We start from the raw sequence: 18,687 nt of genomic DNA on the forward strand, positions 1-18,687 counted from the left end.
GGGCATCGCCATCCTGTACCCGCGCACTGCCCCAACACCATAGGGCGACAGTTGCCTTCTGGCAATCTTCTCGCAGTACCCCTGGCCGCCGCTCCACTTCCGGCCCGGCCCGCAAGAAGTCCGGGGCTTCCCCGCATCACGGACAGCGTGCTTATATTTGCCACATGGAAACAGTTGGATGGTCAGGCGTGCCCCGACATCCAGCGCAGGTGATCCCCCGCGGCGTCGGCGTGTGCCGTGCGAGGACAGCTACGTCGAGGGGATTTACGAGTGAGCAGCAGCGAGGCCGTCATTCGGCAGCGCGTGACGACGGCGCTGCACGGACGTGCCGACGAGATCGCTGATCGCTGGGTGCAGCTCCAGCGGAGCCAACAGGAGCCCGGCACCGGCATCACCGAGGGTGAACTGCGCGAAGAGGCCGATGCGTTGGTCGCCGCTCTGATCGCCGGGATGGACAGCGTGCTCCCGGTCGGCAGAATCGTGCACTCCCACGACGAACTGGAGCGGGCGGTGAGCGAGTTCTCACTGCGCCGGGCCAGAGTGGGCACGACACCCACCGCCACCTCCCTGTCGGTCCTCTCCCTCAAGGAGGCGGTCCTCGAGGCCGTGCAGCAAAGCACCGACAAGGCCGATGAACTGTTCTCCGCCGCCTTGCTGATCAACCGGTTGCTGGACGCGGCGGGCGCCCTGTCCTTCGACACGTACGTCGAAGGCCGGGAGGAGATCATCCGCAGACAGAGCCGGCAATTGCTCGAGCTGTCGACGCCGGTCGTACGTCTGTGGCGGCAGGTGCTCGCCGTACCGCTGATCGGCACTCTCGACACCGCCCGGACACAGATCGTCATGGAGAGCCTGCTCCAGGCGATCCAGGACCACGAAGCGCAGGTGGCCATCATCGACATCACCGGGGTACCGACGGTCGACACGGCCGTCGCGCAGCACCTCATGCAGACCGTCAACGCGGTGCGCCTGATGGGAGCGGACTGCGTCATCAGCGGCATCCGGCCTCCGATCGCGCAGACCATCGCCCAATTGGGCATCGACCTGTCGAAGATCCTTACGCGGGTCACCCTCGCCGACGCCCTCTCCGAGGCCATCAAGCTCACGGGCAGTGCCGCGCCCGAGCCGCTGGGAGCGGCACGTTGATGGACGGCCGCCCGAGCACCGGTGTTCCCCTTCTGCGGCTCGGCGATGTGCTGGTCACCGGCTTGCTCAACGAAATCGATGACAAGGCCGCTCTTGCCTTTACCGATGAGCTGACCGAACGCATTTCGGCGGAGAGCATCCGAGGCGTGCTCCTCGATGTCTCACGTCTCGAGATCATTGACTCCTTCGTGGCGCGCACGCTGATGGAGCTGACGACCATGGCTCGACTGCTGGGTGCCCGCGTGATCGTGGCCGGTATGCGGCCGCCGGTGGCCATCACCCTGGGCGAGCTGGGGATCGAACTGATCGGCGTGGAGACCGCGCTGGATGCGGAGCGTGGCATGACTGCCCTCGGCTGGCGCCAAGTCCCGCAGCCCCCTGAAGGGGCGCGCCGTGACACGACTCGCTGACAGCACCGATGCGGCAGGCCGCGCCGAGGCCGGTTCCCCCGCCACTCTTGCATCCGCCCAGCGGATCCAACTGCGCACGGAGGAAGACCTGCTGACGGTTCGTCATGCCGTGCGTGCCGCGACACTGAAGGTCGGTTTCGGCATCGTCGACCAGACCCGCGTGGTGACCACGGCCAGCGAGCTTGCCCGTAACGCGTACATCCACGGCGGGGGCGGAGCGCTGTCCATCGAATACCTCCGCCGGGGAGGCGGGCGTGGTTTGCGTCTGACCATAAGGGACGAGGGCCCCGGCATCCCCGACCTGGAGGCCGCCCTCACCGACGGCTTCACCACCGGCGCCGGGCTCGGCCACGGACTGGGCGGGGCACGCCGTCTCATGGACGACTTCGACGTGCACTCCGCACCGGGCAGGGGCACGACCGTGGTCGCCACGCGATGGGCTCGCCAGTGACACCCCTCTCCACACCGCCGACCGCATGCGTGCCCATCGACCACTACAGTGCCGTCCACCTCGCCGCCTCGACCGCCCGTGCAATGGCCGGGCAGTGCCGCCTGCCGGGTGCGATGCCGGACCAAGCAGCGGTCATCGCCTCGGAACTGGCCAGCAACCTCGACAAAGCACGCACACGGGGGCACGCTCTACGTCCACCCGCTGCCGTTGGGTGGCGGTCTGGAGATCCTGGCAGCCGACCGGGGCCCGGGCATGCCCGAGCTCCAGCGATGCCTCACGGACGGCTACACCACGACCGGAACCATGGGCGCAGGCCTGGGCGCCGTGGCCCGCATCGCCACCGACTTCATCATCCGGACCGATGCCGAAATGGGCACCCTCTCCTGCGCCCGGCTCGCCCTGCCCCGGCCACGGGCAGCGCGCCAGGCGGTCGGACTGGTCTGCGTACCCGCCGACAGGGAGCAGCAGTGCGGCGATGCCTGCGCGATCGTCGACACGGACGGCGCGCGTACGGCGATCGTCATCGACGGGCTCGGCCACGGTCCGCACGCCGCCGAGGCCGCGCAGACCGCCCTGCGGTCCTTCCACACGGTCGTGGACCGTCCACTGCCGGAGATCCTCACAGGCATCCACCGGTCACTTCGCCGCACCCGCGGCGCAGCCGTGGGCGTCCTCCGCCTGAGGCCGGAGCGAGCCGAGTACTGCGGGATCGGAAACGTACGCGCCGCGGCGATCTCCCCCCACCAGGTCCACCACCGGCTGACCGGACAACCCGGCGTCGTCGGCTGGAACATCCCCGCTCCCCAGAGCCACTGCTTCCCCCTGACCCCGGGGACGACAGCCGTGCTCCACAGCGACGGCATCGACAGCAGATGGACGCACACTCCCCCGCCCTTCATGCTGCGCCTGCCTCCTTCCCTGCTCGCCGGCGCCGTCGCCCACAACCACCGCTCCACGCGCGATGACGCCGCCGTACTCGCCGCCATGCCCCACCCAAGGCACTCATGACCAGAAACCGCTTCTCCGCTCTGGCCCCACTGCGCGAAGCCGTGCGCCGCGTGGCCGACGCCCACCGGCTGCCGGCAGACGTCCGGGCACGCCTGGTGCTGTCTGTCACCGACGTGGCCGCCGACGAGCTGGGCGCGAACCGGTCCGTTGTCCTCAGCACGGCCCACGAGGCCGGCTCACACGACGATTCGCCCGTCCTGGCCATGGCTCTCAGCGCCCCGGAGGCCCGTCGGCCGCTGAGTGTCAGGGACCTGCCGCTACCCGCGCTGGCCGACGGCCCCCGCTCGGTCATCTGGCGCCTTCCGGTGCCTCACACGGCGGGTTCACCGGTGCCCGGCCCGAGCCCGAGCGCCGACAGCGATGCGACCGCGGAACAGTCGTCCCTGGCCGAAACCCGGGCCATCAACGAGGAACTGCGCGCCACCGTCGCCCGTGCCGACGCGCTCGCGGCCGAGTACCGGCGTCTCAAGCACGAGCTCGCCGAGACCAATGGCGGCGTTCTCGCCCTCTACGTCCAGCTCGAGGAGCGCGACGAACAGCTCCGCAAGGCGCACGGGCAGATACTGCGTGACCTCGAAGACGCGCTGCGTCCGCAGCCGATGGACATCGACGGCCTGGAGCTGGCGGTCCACTATGCCCCCGCAGAGGCCAACGCCCCCACGGGCGGGGACCTCTACGACTGGTTCGCGCTGCCCGACGGCACCCTGCACATCACCGTCGTCGACGCGCTCGGCCATGGGGTACGAAGCACCCGCAGCGCCCTCAACGTGACCCACGCCGTCCGGACGCTGGCGCTCGAAGGCCACCCCCTGCAGTCAATCCTGCAGCGCACACACGAGATCCTCATGCCGCTCGCACCCGAACTCATGGCGACCGTGCTCCTGGCGCGACTCGACCCGGCCACCGGGAAACTGCAACTGGCCAATGGAAGCCACCCTCCCGCTCTCCTGCTCCGGGCCGACGGCACATCCGAGTATCTCGAAGTGCGCGGCCGCGGCATCGGCTTCCCGCTGCCCGGCAGCGAAAGACTGCTGCACACCGAGATCCACCCGGGCGACCTCCTCATCCTCTACACGGACGGCCTCACCGAAAGCCGCCGCGACCCGTGCGAGGGCGAACTGCGACTCGTCGCAGCAGCCCGTCGGCACGCGGCCACGCCGCTCGCTGAACTCCCCAGCGCCATCGCCGCGGAAATGCACACCGTCGTGCTCCACCCCGACGACACCTTGGCCCTTGCCATCCGCCGCACCACCCCTGCTCCACAGGCTCGGCAGACGCAAACGCAAACGCAAACGCAGACGCAGACACCGAAACGACGGTGAGGGAACCCCACATGGCGAGGGGGAAGCCCCCACCCCTGGAACGGAAGCGGGCCTCCGCGTTCAGGGGCGAGAATCGCGCCCGAACCAGTCGAGGCACACGACCAACGCGTCGTCCTCAGCATCGGCGTCGAGGTACGAGGCGAGTTCCTGAAGGATCGCCCGGGGAACCGCAGCGGCGGGCAGAAGGCTCGCGGCCTGCACCGCGAGCGCCAGCTTCCGCTCGCCGTAAGCCTCTCCCATCTCAGTGGCGGCGCCGTAGACGCCGTCACTGACAAAGATCAACCGGTCGCCCGGAAGGACATCGAACTCCTGGGCGACATACTCGGTCTCCTCGAACATGCCCAGCGGAAACTGCGCCTCGAAGTGCACGCGCTCCACGCTCTTGCCGCGCTGACGCCACAGCTGGGGCGAACCGGCGTCCACCACCTGCACGCGCCCTGTAGCCAGCTCGAAGCAGAGCAGCAGGGTCGATACGTACTCATCGCCCCGATGCTGCGCGTACAGCGCCTGGTCGGCCAGAGCCGCCTGGTCCGCGATGCCGATACCGGCTCTTCGGGCATTACGCAGGGCGTTGACCGTCAGGTTGGTGAGGAGAGAGGCTTGGATTCCTTCCCCCATGCCGTTGGTGACGCTGAGGGTGAGCGTCTCCGACGTCGCGGCCCAGTCGAAGTTGTCGCCGTGGATGGCATACGCCGGCTCCAGTTGCGCACCGATCGCGTATTCCTGGCGGGTGCAGGCCCGTCCCGGCAGCAGCTGCCACTGCATCTCGGCGGCCAGTGTGAGGCGGCTGGCCCGGCGGGCCTGAAGGTACAGATCGGTGTCCCGCTCAGCGACAACGATCTCGTGCCCGAGGAGTTCGGCGACCGCGGTGAGCTCCTCCACAGCCTCAGGCGTGCACCGGTCTCTGGGGATGCGCGCGGAGAGGATCCCGAGTCTGTCGCCGCGGACCGTCACGGGCAGGTGCAGGTCCACGACGCCCTCACGGCTCACGAGCCGCCCATAGGGCTCCTGGCTGCCGAACGCGCGGCCTTCGGCGCTGGTGTACACGGACAAGGGCTCAGCGGTGTGCGGCAGCGCCGTAACCGGCTGGAGAACCGTAAGGCTGTAATCGGCCATGAGCAGATCGACCTCGGTGGCCTCATAGTGCTCGACCAGGGCCGCTCGCACCGTGCCGAGGAGGTTGTGCGGTGCCGCCGTCCGCACGGCGCGTTCCACAGCCAGGAAATTCGTCACGGTGAGGCCTTCTTCGTCTTCGTCGGTTGGTCGGGTTGGTCGGGTACTACTGAGTGACTGATGGGACCGCGGGCATGTGCCATCAGGTCGCTCACCGCCCGGCGCCCGGGAAGAACGCTCCTGGCGGTGTACGCCCTTCACCAACCTGACCTTGACCGCGGTGCACCGGACAGCGCGGTCTGCTGAGACCGAGCGAGACTTCGTAGAGCCGCGAATATTGCTATGCGGCAACTATTGATCCTACCGCTCGGCGGAGCCGGAAAAAGCGGCCGTTCCAGGCTGACTCCGTCGGCATTCCTGCCGGTCTCCTCCAAGGCCTCCGACCCTGGGTGGTGGAAGACGCCCAGGGATACTTTGCGGCGAGCGGGCAGAAGACCAGGCACGTGGCACGACATTCGTGGTTCACGAGGGCGCACATCAGTTCACGGAGAGTGACGGTCGTATGGACCGCGAGGGCGATCCCCTGTACGAGCTGACCGAGGAGACGGCTGCTGCTGTCGAAACACTGGTGTCTCTGTGGGCGCGGGCATCCCGGGCCGCCACTCCCCGGCTTTCGGCCCTGCAGCTGGAAGCACTGCTCATCACGCGTCGCAGCCCCGGCATCAATCTCACCGGGCTGGCCGTAGAGGTCGGGGCCACACTGCCCGCCGTCAGCAGACTGTGTGACCGGCTCGAGGCCGCTGGACTTCTGTGCCGCGAACCGGCGCCCACGAGCCGGCGAGAGATTGGGCTCGCACTGACACAGCAAGGAACCGACGTCATCAACGCTTTGCTCGTCCGGCGTTCCCAGCTGTTCGGTGACGTGCTGAGCCGTATGCCGACCGCCGCTCGGCGACATTTTCTGGCAGGTTTGCAGGAATTCTCAGATGCCGCGCGAGAACGACACCCTCAACGGCAGCGATCGGAGCTGACCTCTGACGGCGGCGGCCCGCCGGGCATGGACGGAGGCTGAACGCGCCGCGGGAGCGGCCTGGGCCGGTGTCTAGGCGATAGCCGTGGCGGGCCCGTCGTCAGCATTCGCCTCGCTACGCAAACCGATGTGCGCGCCAGCGGCGGCTTGGAAGAGCTCCAGCCCCTCGGCCAGTGTCGCCAAGTGATCCGGTGACATTGTTTCCAGTACGGCTTCGACCTCACGCATCCGCAACGTACGGAACTTTTCGAGGACGGCAGATCCACGCCGGCTCAGGCACAGATCGACTTCACGGCGGCTGGTGGTGCTGGGAAGCCGCTCGATGAGACCGGCGGCCTCCAAGCGATCGCACAGCCGGCTCACGGCTGACGGTCGTGAGCCGAGTGCTTCACCAAGGGTCCGCTGGTTGACCTTCTTCTGCTCCTTGATCACCGTCAGCGCCCGGAACTGCGAAGGCGGCAGGGGACCCGAGGGGGAGGCTTCCTGGCCGCGCCCCCACAACACCTCCAGCAGATCCGACACACTGCACGCGGCGTGTGCCACCCGCTCAGGGCTGTGGGAAGGACGACTTCGGGGCATCCAAACACTCTCTCACTAGAAGGCTGGGCTTGTCAGCCAAGGACCTCTCCATCGAACCACTCCCCCTGAGCAGCGACTGGTTACGGTCCCGCGTCATACCTCAATACCTCACTACCTCAGCCGTGCCGCAAAGTGACGTGGTGGCGTGCTGGACGTTGGTTTTGATGACGACTGAGACCTGGTGACCAACAAGTACGGCCCGACGAGGCTCGGCTTCTGCCTGATGCTCAAGTTCTCGGCGCCGCCGTCCACGGGCGGCTTGCCGCCCGTGGACCGAGACCAGGTCGACGTCGTAGCCGGCGCCGGTGGGCCTTCGCGTTCTGGGGCCCACGGCCTCAGCAGAGAGAAGAGCCCCTCGGCGACAGCCCCCATGATGCCCAGCACGATCGCCACGATGACCAGGAGCAGGAAGAGGCCTACCTAGTCACGGCGCTCTCAGCGCTGGAGTCGGGCGTGGATGGTTTTGCCACTGCCGGGTCCGGGTGTGACGGTCAGTTCGGTGGTGAGGCGCCGGACCATGTGCCAGCCGAAGCCGCCGCTGCCCGCGTCCAGGTCAGGTGTGCGCTCGCGCGGGGGTGCCGGGTCGGGGTCACTGACCGCCGCCGTCAACGCGTCCGTCGTGGCAGACAGTTCGAGCGTGTACCGGCCACCGCCGTGCCGCAGCGCGTTGGTGGCCAGCTCGGAAACCACCAGGACGAAGGTGTCGGCCGTAGCGGGAGCCGTGGCCGGGATGAGGCTGTCGGTGAAGGCGCGGGCGGCCTCACGGGCCCAGCGGACGCTGTCGGCACTGGCGCCACGCACCACGGTCGGTACGGATGGCGTCGAGGCAATGGTGATCTTCGTGCTGTTCATGCGCGTTCACCCCATCTGTTCCGGTTGCGCCGCTTTGCAGTGCGAGGCACTGTGCCCCCTCTCGCCACTCCCACACCTGTCCCGCACGTCTTGATGAAGCTTTCTGCAGACCGGGACGACAGAACACCGTCAATGCGTCACGTAGAAAATCTCCCTTGCTGGGAGTAGCCATATGGCGTCGCTGTGGTTGGCGATTTGCCCGCAGCCAGGAAGTCAGCTGCTGAGCAAGCCGGTCGAGCTCACGGAACAGGCCGGAGACCCGGCTTCACCGGTCGAGCGCCCCGTGTGTCTCGCCGCCCATTCGAGCGGTGCCGCAAGGAGCGTATCGGTTGCGAAACCCCTTATCGGAACGGTGCTCGAGGGAGCGGAAGCACTTCCTTCGGTTACGTTCCGTGTTTCCCGAGCGGATTTCTGGAAACGCTGGGTAGCGAAAAGCGCCTGAAGGAACCTCGGAGAAAGGCGGAACACATGTCCGTGGGTCTCGGAATCGTCTTCGGCGTGGTGGTAGCGATCATCACCGCACTCGTGCTCGCCCCACCCGTGCCTCACGTTCGCTTCGGTAGCCTGAGAGAGCGATTCGGGCCCGAACTTGACCGCGTCACCGCCCAGCATCACGGAGACGCCAAAGCGGCGGAGCGTGAACTGAAGGCCCGGGTACGCCGGTTCGGCAATCTGCGTCCCCTCAGCCTGACAGCTCCGACTCGGGAGCGGTACGCCGCCCAGTGGGCGGATCTGCAAGGCCAGTTCGTCGACTGCCCCGGTGCCGCCGTCGCCAAGGCCAACCGTCTGCTGTGGCAACTGGCCGTCGCCCGCGGCTATCCGGCGGATTCGCATGCCCGGCAGGTCGAAGCGCTGTCCGTCCATCACCCGCGCCGCGTAGATGGCATCCGCCAGCTGCACACGGCGGCACAACAGTCGGCTGCCGGAGAGGCTGAACCCGAGACGATGCGTCAGGCCATGGTGTCCGGCCGGTTGCTCTTCGAAGAGCTCCTGACGACGCAGCCGCGGGAGGAGGGCGCGAGGAAGGCTCGGGCACCACGCTTGCAGAACGTCCCGGTGCAGCGCACTGCCGACCGTACTCGCAGCCTTGGCTGAGCGGCTGAGCGGCTGAGCGGCTGACGTAGCGGAGCGCGAGGGGGCGGGCTTCGGGTCCGCCCCCCTCGCGTTCCATTCGGCACACCAGACATCCGGACTACCGGGCTACCGGGCCGCCTGGGCTGCGGGCAGAGGGCTGCTGGCAGGACGTGATTTTCGGCTGATCTGAAGCCTACCCATGCTACTGTTTCCTGATAGAAACTGTTTCCGTTAGGCACCCCTGGCGGGCCTCCGGGCGCGGGAGAAGCCGCTGCGCGCGGCAATGGAGGGGAATGGCGATGGAGGGGAACAGATTCATGGCACAACCGGAGACGGATGACGCAGCCGGGCTCGGCGCACTCGAACCGGTCACCAGGCAACGAGCGCAGTTGCGTACTCGTATCGCGGATGTCGCTTGGACTGCCTTGTGCGTCATCTTGCTGTTCTGGGGGATCTGGAGCGCCGTCGGCGTAGCGGGGGGCGTCTCCGCTTGGGCGTACTCCGCCGTGGCTTGGGTGCTGCTGGCCATGGCGCTGGTCACCCGTGCTGTTGCAGCCCGCAGCCGGACGCGGATCTGAGGCGGGCCATCATGGAGAAGCTGAATGCTCTCCTAGCCAAGCGCCTTGGCTCCAGGTAATCCTGTCGATCCTGGCTGCCAGCGCTGTGATCATCGTCGGCTGGCTCATCGCCAACGGCAACCTGCAGAACCGACGCCTTCGGCACATGCGTGGTGCCCTTGATGCCTCGCGTGCCGCGCTACGAGCTGAAGCCGATTAGCGCTCGGGCGGCAGGGGCCGCCAGCAGTGCCCCGAAGAGACTCCGCCGGCGCATTACACCAGCAGCCAGGGGACGCCCAAGAAGCGGTTGAGCTTACGCGAGCCGTGACACCCGTATGGCCGAGTGTGTCTCAAGCGCCGTTGGGCAACCGGCGTCGATGGGACTCATCAGCACCGTCGAACAGACCATAGAGCGATGGACCTCTGCCTTGTGGGCGATCCTTGTTCCATCCCCCCAGCAGCACGCAGAGGTGGTGTCCATACTCCATCGGGAGTGCGACGACAACGCCTTGATCCTCGACCGGCAGCGCGTCCTGGTGCCGAACGCCTTCGTCATCGAGCTGCCGTCCGAAAGTCATAGCCAACTCACCGCGCACTCCGAGGAGGTCTCGCGCCAGCTGGCGAGCCAAGTGTGTCGTCACGCGGCCGAACACGGATACACGTTCGCGGGACCCGTCGCGGTCGCGCTACGTCCCTCCGCCAACGAGTCAGTTGGCCGTTTCCAGATCCGCAGCCGGATCGACCCCACTGAGGCTCGGTGCCCCAAGGCCCGATCGGGCGACGCATAAGCGGCCCATGAGCCCCTCGAATTCGCCTACCGGTGGGGGCTCTTGGCAGGGGCACGGCTCCTACCGCGCCATCGCGGCCCGGCGCGGGGCGCTCCCGGAAGCCGCGACGGCAGGTGACGACGCCGCGGTTCAACACGGGCAAACGGGGGGCGCCGCGATGCGTCCGGAGTAGTCCGGTGCGCACCCCGTCCCGCTTCGTTTCCGTTTGGTACCTTTCACTGGACACGAAAATCGATCGGATGTTCGTTTACTGGGATCTCCGAGACGTCCGTTGTCGGCAGTAGACGCTCACGTTCTCCGACGTGCGGCGTGCCACACCATCGGACCGGGTGAAAGCTCATGGCAGGAACCGAGCACGAAAAGGCGTTGGACACCGCGCTTGCGCAGATCGAGCGGAAATTTGGCAGGGGTGCGGTCATGCGCCTCGGCGACCGGCCCAATGAACCCATCGAGGTGATCCCTACCGGATCGACCGCGCTGGACGTGGCGCTCGGTGTGGGCGGTCTGCCCCGCGGCCGTGTGGTGGAGGTGTACGGGCCGGAGTCCTCCGGCAAGACGACGCTGACGTTGCACGCAGTGGCGAATACGCAGAAGGCCGGCGGCTCGGTGGCGTTCATCGACGCTGAGCACGCCCTCGACCCCGAGTACGCCAAGAAGCTCGGCGTCGACACCGACAATCTCCTCCTGTCCCAGCCGGACAACGGTGAACAGGCGCTGGAGATCGTCGACATCCTGACCCGCTCCGGTGCGATCGACTTGATCGTGATCGACTCCGTCGCGGCCCTGGTGCCGCGTGCGGAGATCGAGGGCGAGATGGGCGACTCCCACATGGGTCTGCAGGCCCGCCTGATGAGCCAGGCCCTCCGCAAGATCGCCGGCGCACTCAGCCAGACGAAGACGACGGCGATCTTCATCAACCAGCTCCGCGAGAAGATCGGCGTGATGTTCGGCTCCCCGGAGACCACGACCGGTGGCCGCGCGCTGAAGTTCTACGCCTCGGTGCGGCTCGACATCCGCCGCATCGAGACCCTCAAGGACGGCACGGACGCGGTCGGCAACCGCACCCGCGTCAAGGTCGTCAAGAACAAGGTCGCCCCGCCCTTCAAGCAGGCCGAGTTCGACATCCTCTACGGCCAGGGCATCAGCCGCGAGGGCGGCCTGATCGACATGGGCGTCGAGCACGGCTTCGTCCGCAAGGCGGGCGCCTGGTACACGTACAAGGGCGACCAGCTCGGCCAGGGCAAGGAGAACGCCCGCAACTTCCTCAAGGGCAACCCCGACCTCGCCGACGAGATCGAGAAGAAGATCCTCGAGAAGCTCGGGATCGGGGTACCGGTGAAGGCCGCGGGCGCCGAGGGCCCGGGTGCCGCCCCGGCCCCGGATGCCGCACGGGCCTCGGCGGGAAACGCCGCCTGACGGACACGGGCGCGTCAGGATCCGGCTGGTCGGGGCGGCCCGTGGTAGGACGACGACGCCCGGGACGCTTCAGTCCTTCAGCGTCCCGGGCACATGTCCGAGTGGCAGCGGCGCACGTGGCCGTTACTGGACAGGCAGCACGGTTTCGATCGCGGTGGTGACGTCGTCGGCGTCGGGTTCGGTCTGGGGTGCGAAGCGTGCGGCGACGGTGCCGTCAGGGGCGATGAGGAACTTTTCGAAGTTCCAGCGCACGTCGCCGATGTATCCGTCGGCGTCGTGAGTGCCGATCAGCTTGTCGTAGAGGGGGTGGCGGGCCGGGCCGTTGACGTCGGTCTTCTGGGTCATGGGGAAGGTGGTGCCGTAGGTGGCGGAGCAGAACGTGGCGATCTCGGCGGGGGTGCCGGGTTCCTGGCCCATGAACTGGTTGCACGGCACCCCCAGGACGGTGAAGCCGCGGGCCTCATAGGTCTGCTGAAGCTTCTCCAGGGCGGCGTACTGGGGGGTGAGGCCGCACTGGGAGGCGACGTTGACGATGAGAACGGCCTTTCCCTGGTACTGGTCGAGGCGGGCGGGGCCGCCGGTGAGGGCGTCGATCTCGACGTCGAAGACGGTCATGACTCTCCTTGTGTTTGGTGCTCTGCAGGGGTGCGGGTGGCCTGAGTTGTGGGTGGCGGGGGCCTTGTCCGGGGCGTGCGGCTGTGCGGTGCCGGGGTGGTGCCGGGTGTCGTGGGTGATGAGGAGGGTGGCGGCGAGAGCGGCGAGGGTGAGGATTCCGGCGGCCCACCACAGGGCGGTGCTGTATCCGTGGACAAGGGCGTCGCTCTTCTGTCCGCTGTGGCCGCCGAGGTAGGCGGCGGTGGAGGTGGCCGCGAGAGTGTTGAGCAGGGCGGTTCCGATCGCGCCGCCGACCCGCTGGGAGTGTTGACCATAGCCGAGGCGATGCCGGCGTCTTCGGGGCGGGCACCGAGGGTGCCCAGGCTGAAGGCGGGCATCAAGGCGGCGCCAAGGCCCAGGCCGGTGACGAGCATACCGGGCAGCACACGATCGCCGCGGTTGCGGTCGGCCAGGATGCGCAGGGGCAGCAGCGGGGACTTCGCCCGCGTCTGTCACCTGGCGAAGGTGGCCAGCAGGACCAGCCCGGCGCCGATGGGGCCCGGGGTGGCGGCGGAGTTCCAGCCGTCCTCGGAGACGTGGGAGAGGCCGTAGACGAAGCCGGCCAGGCCGGCCGAGGCGAGCAAGGCGCCGGGGACGTCAAGGCGAGGGCGCGGCCGGTCGGCGGCCGGGGCGGGCAGGGTGCGCAGCGCGCCGAGGGCTGCGGCGATGCCGAAGAGGATGTTGACAGTCCGGTTCAGCCTCGCGCTCGGCGGCCGACAGCCCCGCCAGCACCTGCCCGACGGTCTCCCACATGATCTCCAGTCGCGACAGATCCTCCCGGGCCCTCTCCAGCCGGACGGCCAACTCCGCCGCCGCAGCCTCAAGTTCCTCCACCCGTTGGCGCGCCGCCGCCTCCCGCGCCTGAAGCCCTTCCGGTAAAGACACCATGGCGTCCCACCTCCACCCCGCCACGGTAGAAACACGACGCCGCCGCCCCACACCAATCAGCGTCTTCCCAGCTCAGTTATCCCCCGAGAGGATCCGTACCCGAAGCCGGGCGCTGCGGCCTCGTTCGAGGGCCGCCGCCGGTCGCGCACCGGAGCGCTGTCGCGCGGCCCATACGTGGTTGCAGGCGCCATCTACCTCGGTTAACTTCCTTTAATGCCCACTCAACATCGAACGAATAGACGGCTTTTGTCCGTGCGGGGCAACCTTGCAGGCATGCTTTTCGGCCTGACCGCCCTGGGGGCAGGCCTGGTGGCCGCTCCCTCCGTCGCGGCAGCGGCCGAAGCGCCTCCGGAGACTCTGAAGTCGATACCCAGCTCCAAGTTCAAGATGCTTACCACCGACGGGGCCTGGACCGCCTCCCGCGAGGCGGTCGAGGCGGTCGAGGCCACAGGAACAGTCACCAAGGTGACGCCGACACAGGTCGCGACCTCGGGCCAGCACGTGGGCAGGGCGGGACTCTGTCACTCCACAGGACTCGACATCAGGCTCGACCCGGACGGGTTCTGCTGGGACAAGACCGACGACGTGACGAACAACTACGACAAGGTCAAGGGCGGTTGGATGCCGCAGGGGCTGACCGCAAGTCACGACGCTTCCCCCGACGGAACCATCGAAGGCAACCACCTGTACGCGGCCTCCTGGTACTACGGGAAGGGCGGGTCGAAAAACGAGTTCGCCCGGATCACCCTCGCCAAGAACCTGGGAGGCACCGCTCCCTCCTACGGGCACGTCCTCCTGGTCGTGCCCTCCGTCGCCGGTACGTCGGGGACTTTCACTCCGGTGGAGAACACGCACGCGGACGGCATGGTCTGGTACGGCAACCGGCTGTTCGTGGCCAACGGCGGCGAACTCCAGGTCTACGACATGCGTCACCTGTGGAAGATGACATCCCTCGCCGAGAACGTCGGCGTCGACGACGGGAAGTCGTCCGCCCGCTGGCATCAGTGGGCCATGCCCATGATCGGGCGCTATGACATCGAGGGTGCGAACGAGGGATCGGGCTGTACACCCGGCACCGGCACCGAGATCTGCCTCAGCTCCCTCAGCCTGGACCGCAGCTCCTACCCGGACGCCCTGGTCTCCAGCGAACACGTCACCTACGCGACCTCGGCCACGGGTGTGCGCGGTCGCGTCGCACGCTGGCCGCTGAACGCGGATGTGGCGCTGCCCAAGGCTGACGACGGCAGTGGCATCGGTACCACCACGGCATCCGCCGCCTACACTTCGCCGGTGTGGGCCGCGCAGGGCACCGCGACCGACGGCACCTATTACTACTCCAGCGGGGCCTGCCCCACGGGTTGGTGGCAGGACGGTGAGCCACCGGTCAAGGACCCAGCGGCGTTCAACTGCATCCACCGCGCCAAGCCGAACGAGGCGCCCCACGTACTCACCCGTTCGCCCCGCCTCACCCAGAATCTCTCGTACGCTCCGAAATCGGGCCGTCTGTGGGGGACGAACGAGAGCATGTACGTGGCACCCGGCCAGCAACGCACCGGAGACCGGGTCGTCTTCTCCATCAAACTCCCCTGATTTTCTACCGGGCCGTAGAAGCCCACGGCCCGGTAGGGCACGGCGGCCAAGCACCCAGCATCAACCCCGCCGCTTGGAGCGCCTGCGCTCCACCGCAGGTGCCACCTGGCCATGCGAGAGGGCCTCGTACGCGGTGCCGCCCACCGACAACAACCCCCCGAACCCACGCGGAGTTCGCGCTACGCCACGACAGGAAGCGACACGAGTCCGCGGACCAGACGTGTGCGGCGCCAGTCCAGTTGGTCGGCGGGTACGGCAAGGCGCGTTGCGGGGAAGCGGGTCAGCACCGTTCGCAGGGCGATTTCCGCTTCGGCCTTGGCCAGCGGGGCGCCGACGCAGCGGTGGATTCCGTGGCCGAAGGCGAGGTGTGCGGCGGCGTCGCGGTCCAGGTCGAGCAGGTCCGGCGAGGGGAACCGCGCGGGGTCACGGTTGGCCGCTCCGAGAACGACCTGCACCGGGGCGCCTGCCGGGATCTCGGTGCCGCCGAGCGTGACGGCTTCCGTCGTGAACCGGAACGTGGCCGTACTCACGGGGGAATCGAACCGGAGCAACTCGTCCAGCAGGGCGGGGATGTCGTCCGGGTCGTCCCGGAGGCGACTGAGCTCGGCCGGGTGCTGGAGCAGCGCCAGCAGGGCGTTGCCGAGAAAGTTGGTGGTCGTCTCGTGTCCGGCTACGAGGAGCAGTACGGCCAGGGAGACCAACTCCTCCTCGCTCAGGTGGTCGTCACCGTCGCGGGCCGAGATCAGCCGGTCGAGGAGGGAGCCGCCCGGGGCCAGGCGTTTCGCGGCGATGAGGCCCGTCATGTAGTCGGCCATCGCGTGGGAGGCCGCGTCGATGACGTCGGGTTGTCCGGCCGCGAAGAGCTCGGCGGACCAGCGCTGGACGTGCGGCCGGTCGGCTTCCGGGACTCCGAGCAGTTCGCAGATCACGACGACCGGCAGCGGCACCGCAAGGCCCGCCACGAAGTCGAACCGTTCGCCCGCACGCCACTGGTCAAGGAGCTCATCGGTGACGCGGGCGATGAACGGACGCAGCTCCTTGACGGCACCGGTCGTGAACGCCTTGGTGACCAGCTTGCGCAGCCGGGTGTGCTGAGGCGGGACGCAGGCCAGCATGGTGTGGGCGACCGCGGGGTGGAGGCGGCGGCGTGACTTCTTGCCCGCGAAGAAGACGGCCGTGTCCTTCGAGAGCCGGGCGTCGCCGAGGGCCGATCTGGCTTCCGCGTAGCCGGTGACCACGTAGCCGGGATGCCCTCCGGAGCCGACGGGCACGGACTGCACCGGGCCGGTAGACCGCATGGCCGCGTAGGCGGGATAGGGGTCCCGGAGGAAGCGGGGGTCCTGAGTCGGGTCGGTCATGTGCTCAGGCTCCCATGGGGTTCCGGCCGCAGGCCGTCGTCGTCGGCGACAACGATAGCCACGTCCGACGAGGGGTTCCCGCGACCCCGGCGTCACCTGCCGGTGAACTCCGTACAACCAGCTCCGTCCTTCGGCGGTCACACCAGGTAGACCCGCAACCCGTCGACCGAGTGGGGCCTCCATGCCGCACAGCCGCCGCATTCTGACGTACGCCATCGCAGCCGCCGCCGCGGTCACCGCCGGGGTCGTGCTCCCGACCGGTGCCTGCGCCGCCGCACCCCGTTCCGCCACGAGCGACTTCAACGGCGACGGCTACGCGGACCTCGCCGTCGGTGTCCCGGACGGAACCGTCGGCGGCCAGGCCAAGGCGGGGTACGTGAACGTCGTCTGGGGCGGCCCGAAGGGCGTCGGCGGGCACGGCAGCATCCGTGTCACCCAGGCCACCCCCGAAGTGCCCGGCACCCCGGAGGCGGGCGACCGCTTCGGCGCGTCCGTGGCCCTGACGGACCTCAACGGCGACGGCGTCGCGGAACTGCTCGCCGGAGTCCCCGGCGAGGACGTCACCGACCGCGGCAGGGACGCGGGCATGGTCATCGCCGTGGGCGGCTCGGAGACCGGGCCGGGACCGGGGTCGACGGTCCTGACCGGGCCGTCGCCTTCGGCGGCGTACGGCACTTCGATCGCGGCGGCCGACCTCACCGGCGGCGGCAACAAGACGATCGTGATCGGCGGCACGGACAAGGTCGTCGCCCGTGTCATCCAGGGCGAGGACAGCATGGTCACCACCGTCGTCGCCGCCCCCATGGGCGGCCGCGCCCCCGTCCTGGCCACCGGCGACTTCGACGACGACGGCACGGCGGACCTGGCCGTGGCGTACTGGACGGCGGGCAGCCCCAGCACGCAGTCCCACGTGCGCCTGTGGAAGTGGGACGCCGCCCGGTCCGAGATGGCCAACTTCTGGAACACGGACAACGCGGGCGTGACCGCCCTGGCCGCCGGTGACTTCGACGGCGACGGCCGCGACGACCTGGCGCTCGGCGAGTGCCGTGAGATCGCCGACGAGAACATCGACGACCCGTGCGGCCCCGAGCGACTCGCCAAGGGGGGCGGCGTCCACGTCCATTACGGGAGCCCCGAGGGCGGCCCGTTCGGCCGCCGCGCCCAGACCCTCAACCAGGACACGGCGGGCGTTCCCGGCGTGGCCGAGAGCGGCGACCGCTTCGGCGCGGCCCTCGCCGTCGCCGACGTCGACCGCGACGGCCGCGACGACCTGATCGCGGGCGCTCCCGGCGAGGCAGTCGGAAGCGAAGCGGGGGCGGGCGCCGCCTGGTTGCTCCGCGGCGGCGCCAAGGGCCTGCTCGACGCGGGCGGCGCGGCCACGTCCGTTGCCTGGAACCAGGACACACCCGGCGTCCCGGGTGTCGCGGAGGCGGGTGACGCCTTCGGCGCGGCGGTCTCCGGGGGCGATCACAACGCCGACGGCGTCCCGGATGTCACGGTCGGCTCCCCCGCCGAGAACGCCTCCCTGGGCGCCGCATGGCTCCTGCCCGGCGGCTCGGCCGACGGCTCCGCGGCCTTCTCGCCCCGCACGCTCGGCCTCCCGTACCTCTCCACGGCTCAGAAGTACGGCAAGCCGCTGAGCAGCCACTGAGCAGTCCAGCGGTCGCTGAACGGCATCCGCCCTTCAACAGCCTTTGCCTGGCCGGATCACTCCGTCACGGGCAGGCACTCGGCGAGCAGGCCGACGATGTCGCGCCAGGCCCGTTGCGCGTGGCGCGGGTGGTGGCCGACGCCGGGGAGCACGGTCTGGTCGACCGGTGGATGGTGGAAGGCGTGCAGGGCGCCGCCGTAGACCACGAGGCGCCAGTCGACGCCCGCGGCCTGCATCTCGGCGGTGAACGCCTCCCGTTGCGCGGGCGGCATGATCGGGTCCTCCGACCCGACACCGGCCCACACCGGGCAGCGGATGCGCGCCGCCTCGCCCGGCCGGCCCGTGGTCAGTGCGTTGACCGTCCCGATAGCCCGCAGATCGACGCCGTCGCGTCCCAGCTCCAGGCCGATCGCGCCCCCGGTGCCGTAGCCGACGGCGGCGATGCGACCGGGATCGGTACGCGGTTCGGCGCGCAACACGTCGAGCGCCGCATGGCCGATGCTCCGCATCCGGTCGGGGGCGGCGAGCAGCGGCATGCACCGCGCCAGCATCTCCTCGGGGTCACTGAACCAGCGCCCGCCGTGAATGTCGAAGGCGAGCGCCACGTACCCCAACTCGGCCAGCGCGTCGGCCCGGTGGCGCTCGACGTCGCTGAGTCCCGTGCCCTCCGGCCCGACCAGGACCGCGGGGCGGCGGTCCACACCGGCCGGCAGCGCGAGATGGCCGACCATGGTCAGGCCGTCGGCCGGATACGTCACCGTGCGCGTCGTCACCCTCGTCGTCGTTCTCGTCATGACACG

The 18,687-nt window shown here is 68.9% G+C and carries 19 protein-coding genes; 12 read left to right on the top strand and 7 right to left on the bottom strand.

The genetic code is table 11. The annotated features are described in order from the left end of the window. Positions 1 to 270: 270 nt before the first annotated feature. The 5 genes from ACFVYL_RS26220 to ACFVYL_RS26240 all read left to right on the top strand — a co-directional run bounded on the left by ACFVYL_RS26220 (position 271) and on the right by ACFVYL_RS26240 (position 4,337). Positions 271 to 1,146: an STAS domain-containing protein gene (locus ACFVYL_RS26220; protein WP_389719946.1), complete on the top strand. Its 876-nt coding sequence runs from the start codon at positions 271 to 273 to the stop codon at positions 1,144 to 1,146. Continuing rightward, the gene (locus ACFVYL_RS26225; RefSeq protein ID WP_389719947.1) at positions 1,146 to 1,556 is read left to right on the top strand and encodes an STAS domain-containing protein; all 411 of its coding nucleotides are present in this window, start codon (positions 1,146 to 1,148) and stop codon (positions 1,554 to 1,556) included. Before ACFVYL_RS26220 ends, ACFVYL_RS26225 begins: the two co-directional genes overlap by 1 nt. 64 nt (positions 1,557 to 1,620) lie before the next feature. Then, entirely contained in the window at positions 1,621 to 2,007 is a 387-nt protein-coding gene (locus ACFVYL_RS26230; protein WP_389720101.1) for an ATP-binding protein, read from the top strand. Positions 2,008 to 2,259: 252 nt separating this feature from the next. Continuing rightward, positions 2,260 to 3,015, top strand: coding sequence for a SpoIIE family protein phosphatase (locus ACFVYL_RS26235; RefSeq protein ID WP_389719948.1), 756 nt, complete (start codon positions 2,260 to 2,262; stop codon positions 3,013 to 3,015). Next, positions 3,012 to 4,337: a PP2C family protein-serine/threonine phosphatase gene (locus ACFVYL_RS26240; protein WP_389719950.1), complete on the top strand. Its 1,326-nt coding sequence runs from the start codon at positions 3,012 to 3,014 to the stop codon at positions 4,335 to 4,337. Before ACFVYL_RS26235 ends, ACFVYL_RS26240 begins: the two co-directional genes overlap by 4 nt. Positions 4,338 to 4,397: 60 nt before the next feature. Here ACFVYL_RS26240 and ACFVYL_RS26245 read toward each other — a convergent pair whose 3' ends face one another. Further along, positions 4,398 to 5,570: a PP2C family protein-serine/threonine phosphatase gene (locus ACFVYL_RS26245; protein WP_389719951.1), complete on the bottom strand. Its 1,173-nt coding sequence runs from the start codon at positions 5,568 to 5,570 to the stop codon at positions 4,398 to 4,400. A 442-nt stretch (positions 5,571 to 6,012) separates the two neighbouring features. On the opposite strand from ACFVYL_RS26245, the gene ACFVYL_RS26250 reads away from it, so the two are divergent. Further along, positions 6,013 to 6,522, top strand: coding sequence for a MarR family winged helix-turn-helix transcriptional regulator (locus ACFVYL_RS26250; RefSeq protein WP_389719952.1), 510 nt, complete (start codon positions 6,013 to 6,015; stop codon positions 6,520 to 6,522). A gap of 30 nt (positions 6,523 to 6,552) precedes the next feature. Here the strand turns inward: ACFVYL_RS26250 and ACFVYL_RS26255 are convergent, their stop codons facing one another. Further along, entirely contained in the window at positions 6,553 to 7,059 is a 507-nt protein-coding gene (locus ACFVYL_RS26255; protein WP_389719953.1) for a MarR family winged helix-turn-helix transcriptional regulator, read from the bottom strand. A gap of 435 nt (positions 7,060 to 7,494) precedes the next feature. Further along, positions 7,495 to 7,911, bottom strand: coding sequence for an ATP-binding protein (locus ACFVYL_RS26260; RefSeq protein WP_389719955.1), 417 nt, complete (start codon positions 7,909 to 7,911; stop codon positions 7,495 to 7,497). Positions 7,912 to 8,379: 468 nt separating this feature from the next. On the opposite strand from ACFVYL_RS26260, the gene ACFVYL_RS26265 reads away from it, so the two are divergent. The 4 genes from ACFVYL_RS26265 (at position 8,380) to recA (ending at position 11,746) form a co-directional block, all read left to right on the top strand. Then, positions 8,380 to 9,006, top strand: a complete 627-nt coding sequence (locus ACFVYL_RS26265) for a hypothetical protein (protein WP_389719956.1) — start codon at positions 8,380 to 8,382, stop codon at positions 9,004 to 9,006. 296 nt (positions 9,007 to 9,302) lie between these two features. After that, positions 9,303 to 9,563 (top strand): hypothetical protein, encoded by a 261-nt coding sequence (locus ACFVYL_RS26270; protein WP_389719957.1) that lies wholly within the window; start codon positions 9,303 to 9,305, stop codon positions 9,561 to 9,563. Between the two features lie 356 nt (positions 9,564 to 9,919). Then, positions 9,920 to 10,330, top strand: coding sequence for a DUF3662 domain-containing protein (locus ACFVYL_RS26275; RefSeq protein ID WP_389719959.1), 411 nt, complete (start codon positions 9,920 to 9,922; stop codon positions 10,328 to 10,330). A gap of 339 nt (positions 10,331 to 10,669) precedes the next feature. Beyond that, positions 10,670 to 11,746, top strand: a complete 1,077-nt coding sequence (gene recA, locus ACFVYL_RS26280) for a recombinase RecA (protein ID WP_389719960.1) — start codon at positions 10,670 to 10,672, stop codon at positions 11,744 to 11,746. Between the two features lie 123 nt (positions 11,747 to 11,869). Here recA and ACFVYL_RS26285 read toward each other — a convergent pair whose 3' ends face one another. Beyond that, on the bottom strand, positions 11,870 to 12,361 hold the full coding sequence (locus tag ACFVYL_RS26285; protein WP_389719961.1) for a glutathione peroxidase: 492 nt from the start codon (positions 12,359 to 12,361) through the stop codon (positions 11,870 to 11,872). A gap of 491 nt (positions 12,362 to 12,852) precedes the next feature. Next, complete coding sequence (locus tag ACFVYL_RS26290) at positions 12,853 to 12,984, bottom strand: hypothetical protein (protein WP_389719962.1); 132 nt, start codon at positions 12,982 to 12,984, stop codon at positions 12,853 to 12,855. Between the two features lie 577 nt (positions 12,985 to 13,561). Here ACFVYL_RS26290 and ACFVYL_RS26295 point away from each other — a divergent pair. Then, the gene (locus tag ACFVYL_RS26295; RefSeq protein WP_389719963.1) at positions 13,562 to 14,878 is read left to right on the top strand and encodes a hypothetical protein; all 1,317 of its coding nucleotides are present in this window, start codon (positions 13,562 to 13,564) and stop codon (positions 14,876 to 14,878) included. A 179-nt stretch (positions 14,879 to 15,057) separates the two neighbouring features. On the opposite strand, the gene ACFVYL_RS26300 is transcribed toward ACFVYL_RS26295, so the two are convergent. Further along, the gene (locus ACFVYL_RS26300; protein ID WP_389719964.1) at positions 15,058 to 16,236 is read right to left on the bottom strand and encodes a cytochrome P450; all 1,179 of its coding nucleotides are present in this window, start codon (positions 16,234 to 16,236) and stop codon (positions 15,058 to 15,060) included. Positions 16,237 to 16,417: 181 nt separating this feature from the next. Between ACFVYL_RS26300 and ACFVYL_RS26305 the strand changes: the two genes are divergently transcribed. Further along, positions 16,418 to 17,887, top strand: a complete 1,470-nt coding sequence (locus tag ACFVYL_RS26305) for an FG-GAP repeat protein (RefSeq protein ID WP_389719965.1) — start codon at positions 16,418 to 16,420, stop codon at positions 17,885 to 17,887. A 56-nt stretch (positions 17,888 to 17,943) separates the two neighbouring features. On the opposite strand, the gene ACFVYL_RS26310 is transcribed toward ACFVYL_RS26305, so the two are convergent. Next, entirely contained in the window at positions 17,944 to 18,681 is a 738-nt protein-coding gene (locus ACFVYL_RS26310; RefSeq protein WP_389719966.1) for a dienelactone hydrolase family protein, read from the bottom strand. Positions 18,682 to 18,687: the final 6 nt, after the last annotated feature.

Source organism: Streptomyces sp. NPDC058308 (genome assembly GCF_042880275.1).
Lineage (GTDB): Bacteria > Actinomycetota > Actinomycetes > Streptomycetales > Streptomycetaceae > Streptomyces.

Bases quoted from the DNA above. Each gene is read 5' to 3' on its own strand.
- ACFVYL_RS26265 (WP_389719956.1), top strand. From the start codon at position 8,380: ATGTCCGTGGGTCTCGGAATCGTCTTCGGCGTGGTGGTAGCGATCATC.
- ACFVYL_RS26300 (WP_389719964.1), bottom strand. From the start codon at position 16,236: ATGACCGACCCGACTCAGGACCCCCGCTTCCTCCGGGACCCCTATCCC.
- ACFVYL_RS26310 (WP_389719966.1), bottom strand. From the start codon at position 18,681: ATGACGAGAACGACGACGAGGGTGACGACGCGCACGGTGACGTATCCG.
- recA (WP_389719960.1), top strand. From the start codon at position 10,670: ATGGCAGGAACCGAGCACGAAAAGGCGTTGGACACCGCGCTTGCGCAG.
- ACFVYL_RS26235 (WP_389719948.1), top strand. From the start codon at position 2,260: ATGCCCGAGCTCCAGCGATGCCTCACGGACGGCTACACCACGACCGGA.
- ACFVYL_RS26255 (WP_389719953.1), bottom strand. From the start codon at position 7,059: ATGCCCCGAAGTCGTCCTTCCCACAGCCCTGAGCGGGTGGCACACGCC.
- ACFVYL_RS26285 (WP_389719961.1), bottom strand. From the start codon at position 12,361: ATGACCGTCTTCGACGTCGAGATCGACGCCCTCACCGGCGGCCCCGCC.
- ACFVYL_RS26270 (WP_389719957.1), top strand. From the start codon at position 9,303: ATGGCACAACCGGAGACGGATGACGCAGCCGGGCTCGGCGCACTCGAA.
- ACFVYL_RS26295 (WP_389719963.1), top strand. From the start codon at position 13,562: ATGCTTTTCGGCCTGACCGCCCTGGGGGCAGGCCTGGTGGCCGCTCCC.
- ACFVYL_RS26260 (WP_389719955.1), bottom strand. From the start codon at position 7,911: ATGAACAGCACGAAGATCACCATTGCCTCGACGCCATCCGTACCGACC.
- ACFVYL_RS26250 (WP_389719952.1), top strand. From the start codon at position 6,013: ATGGACCGCGAGGGCGATCCCCTGTACGAGCTGACCGAGGAGACGGCT.
- ACFVYL_RS26305 (WP_389719965.1), top strand. From the start codon at position 16,418: ATGCCGCACAGCCGCCGCATTCTGACGTACGCCATCGCAGCCGCCGCC.
- ACFVYL_RS26225 (WP_389719947.1), top strand. From the start codon at position 1,146: ATGGACGGCCGCCCGAGCACCGGTGTTCCCCTTCTGCGGCTCGGCGAT.
- ACFVYL_RS26240 (WP_389719950.1), top strand. From the start codon at position 3,012: ATGACCAGAAACCGCTTCTCCGCTCTGGCCCCACTGCGCGAAGCCGTG.
- ACFVYL_RS26275 (WP_389719959.1), top strand. From the start codon at position 9,920: ATGGGACTCATCAGCACCGTCGAACAGACCATAGAGCGATGGACCTCT.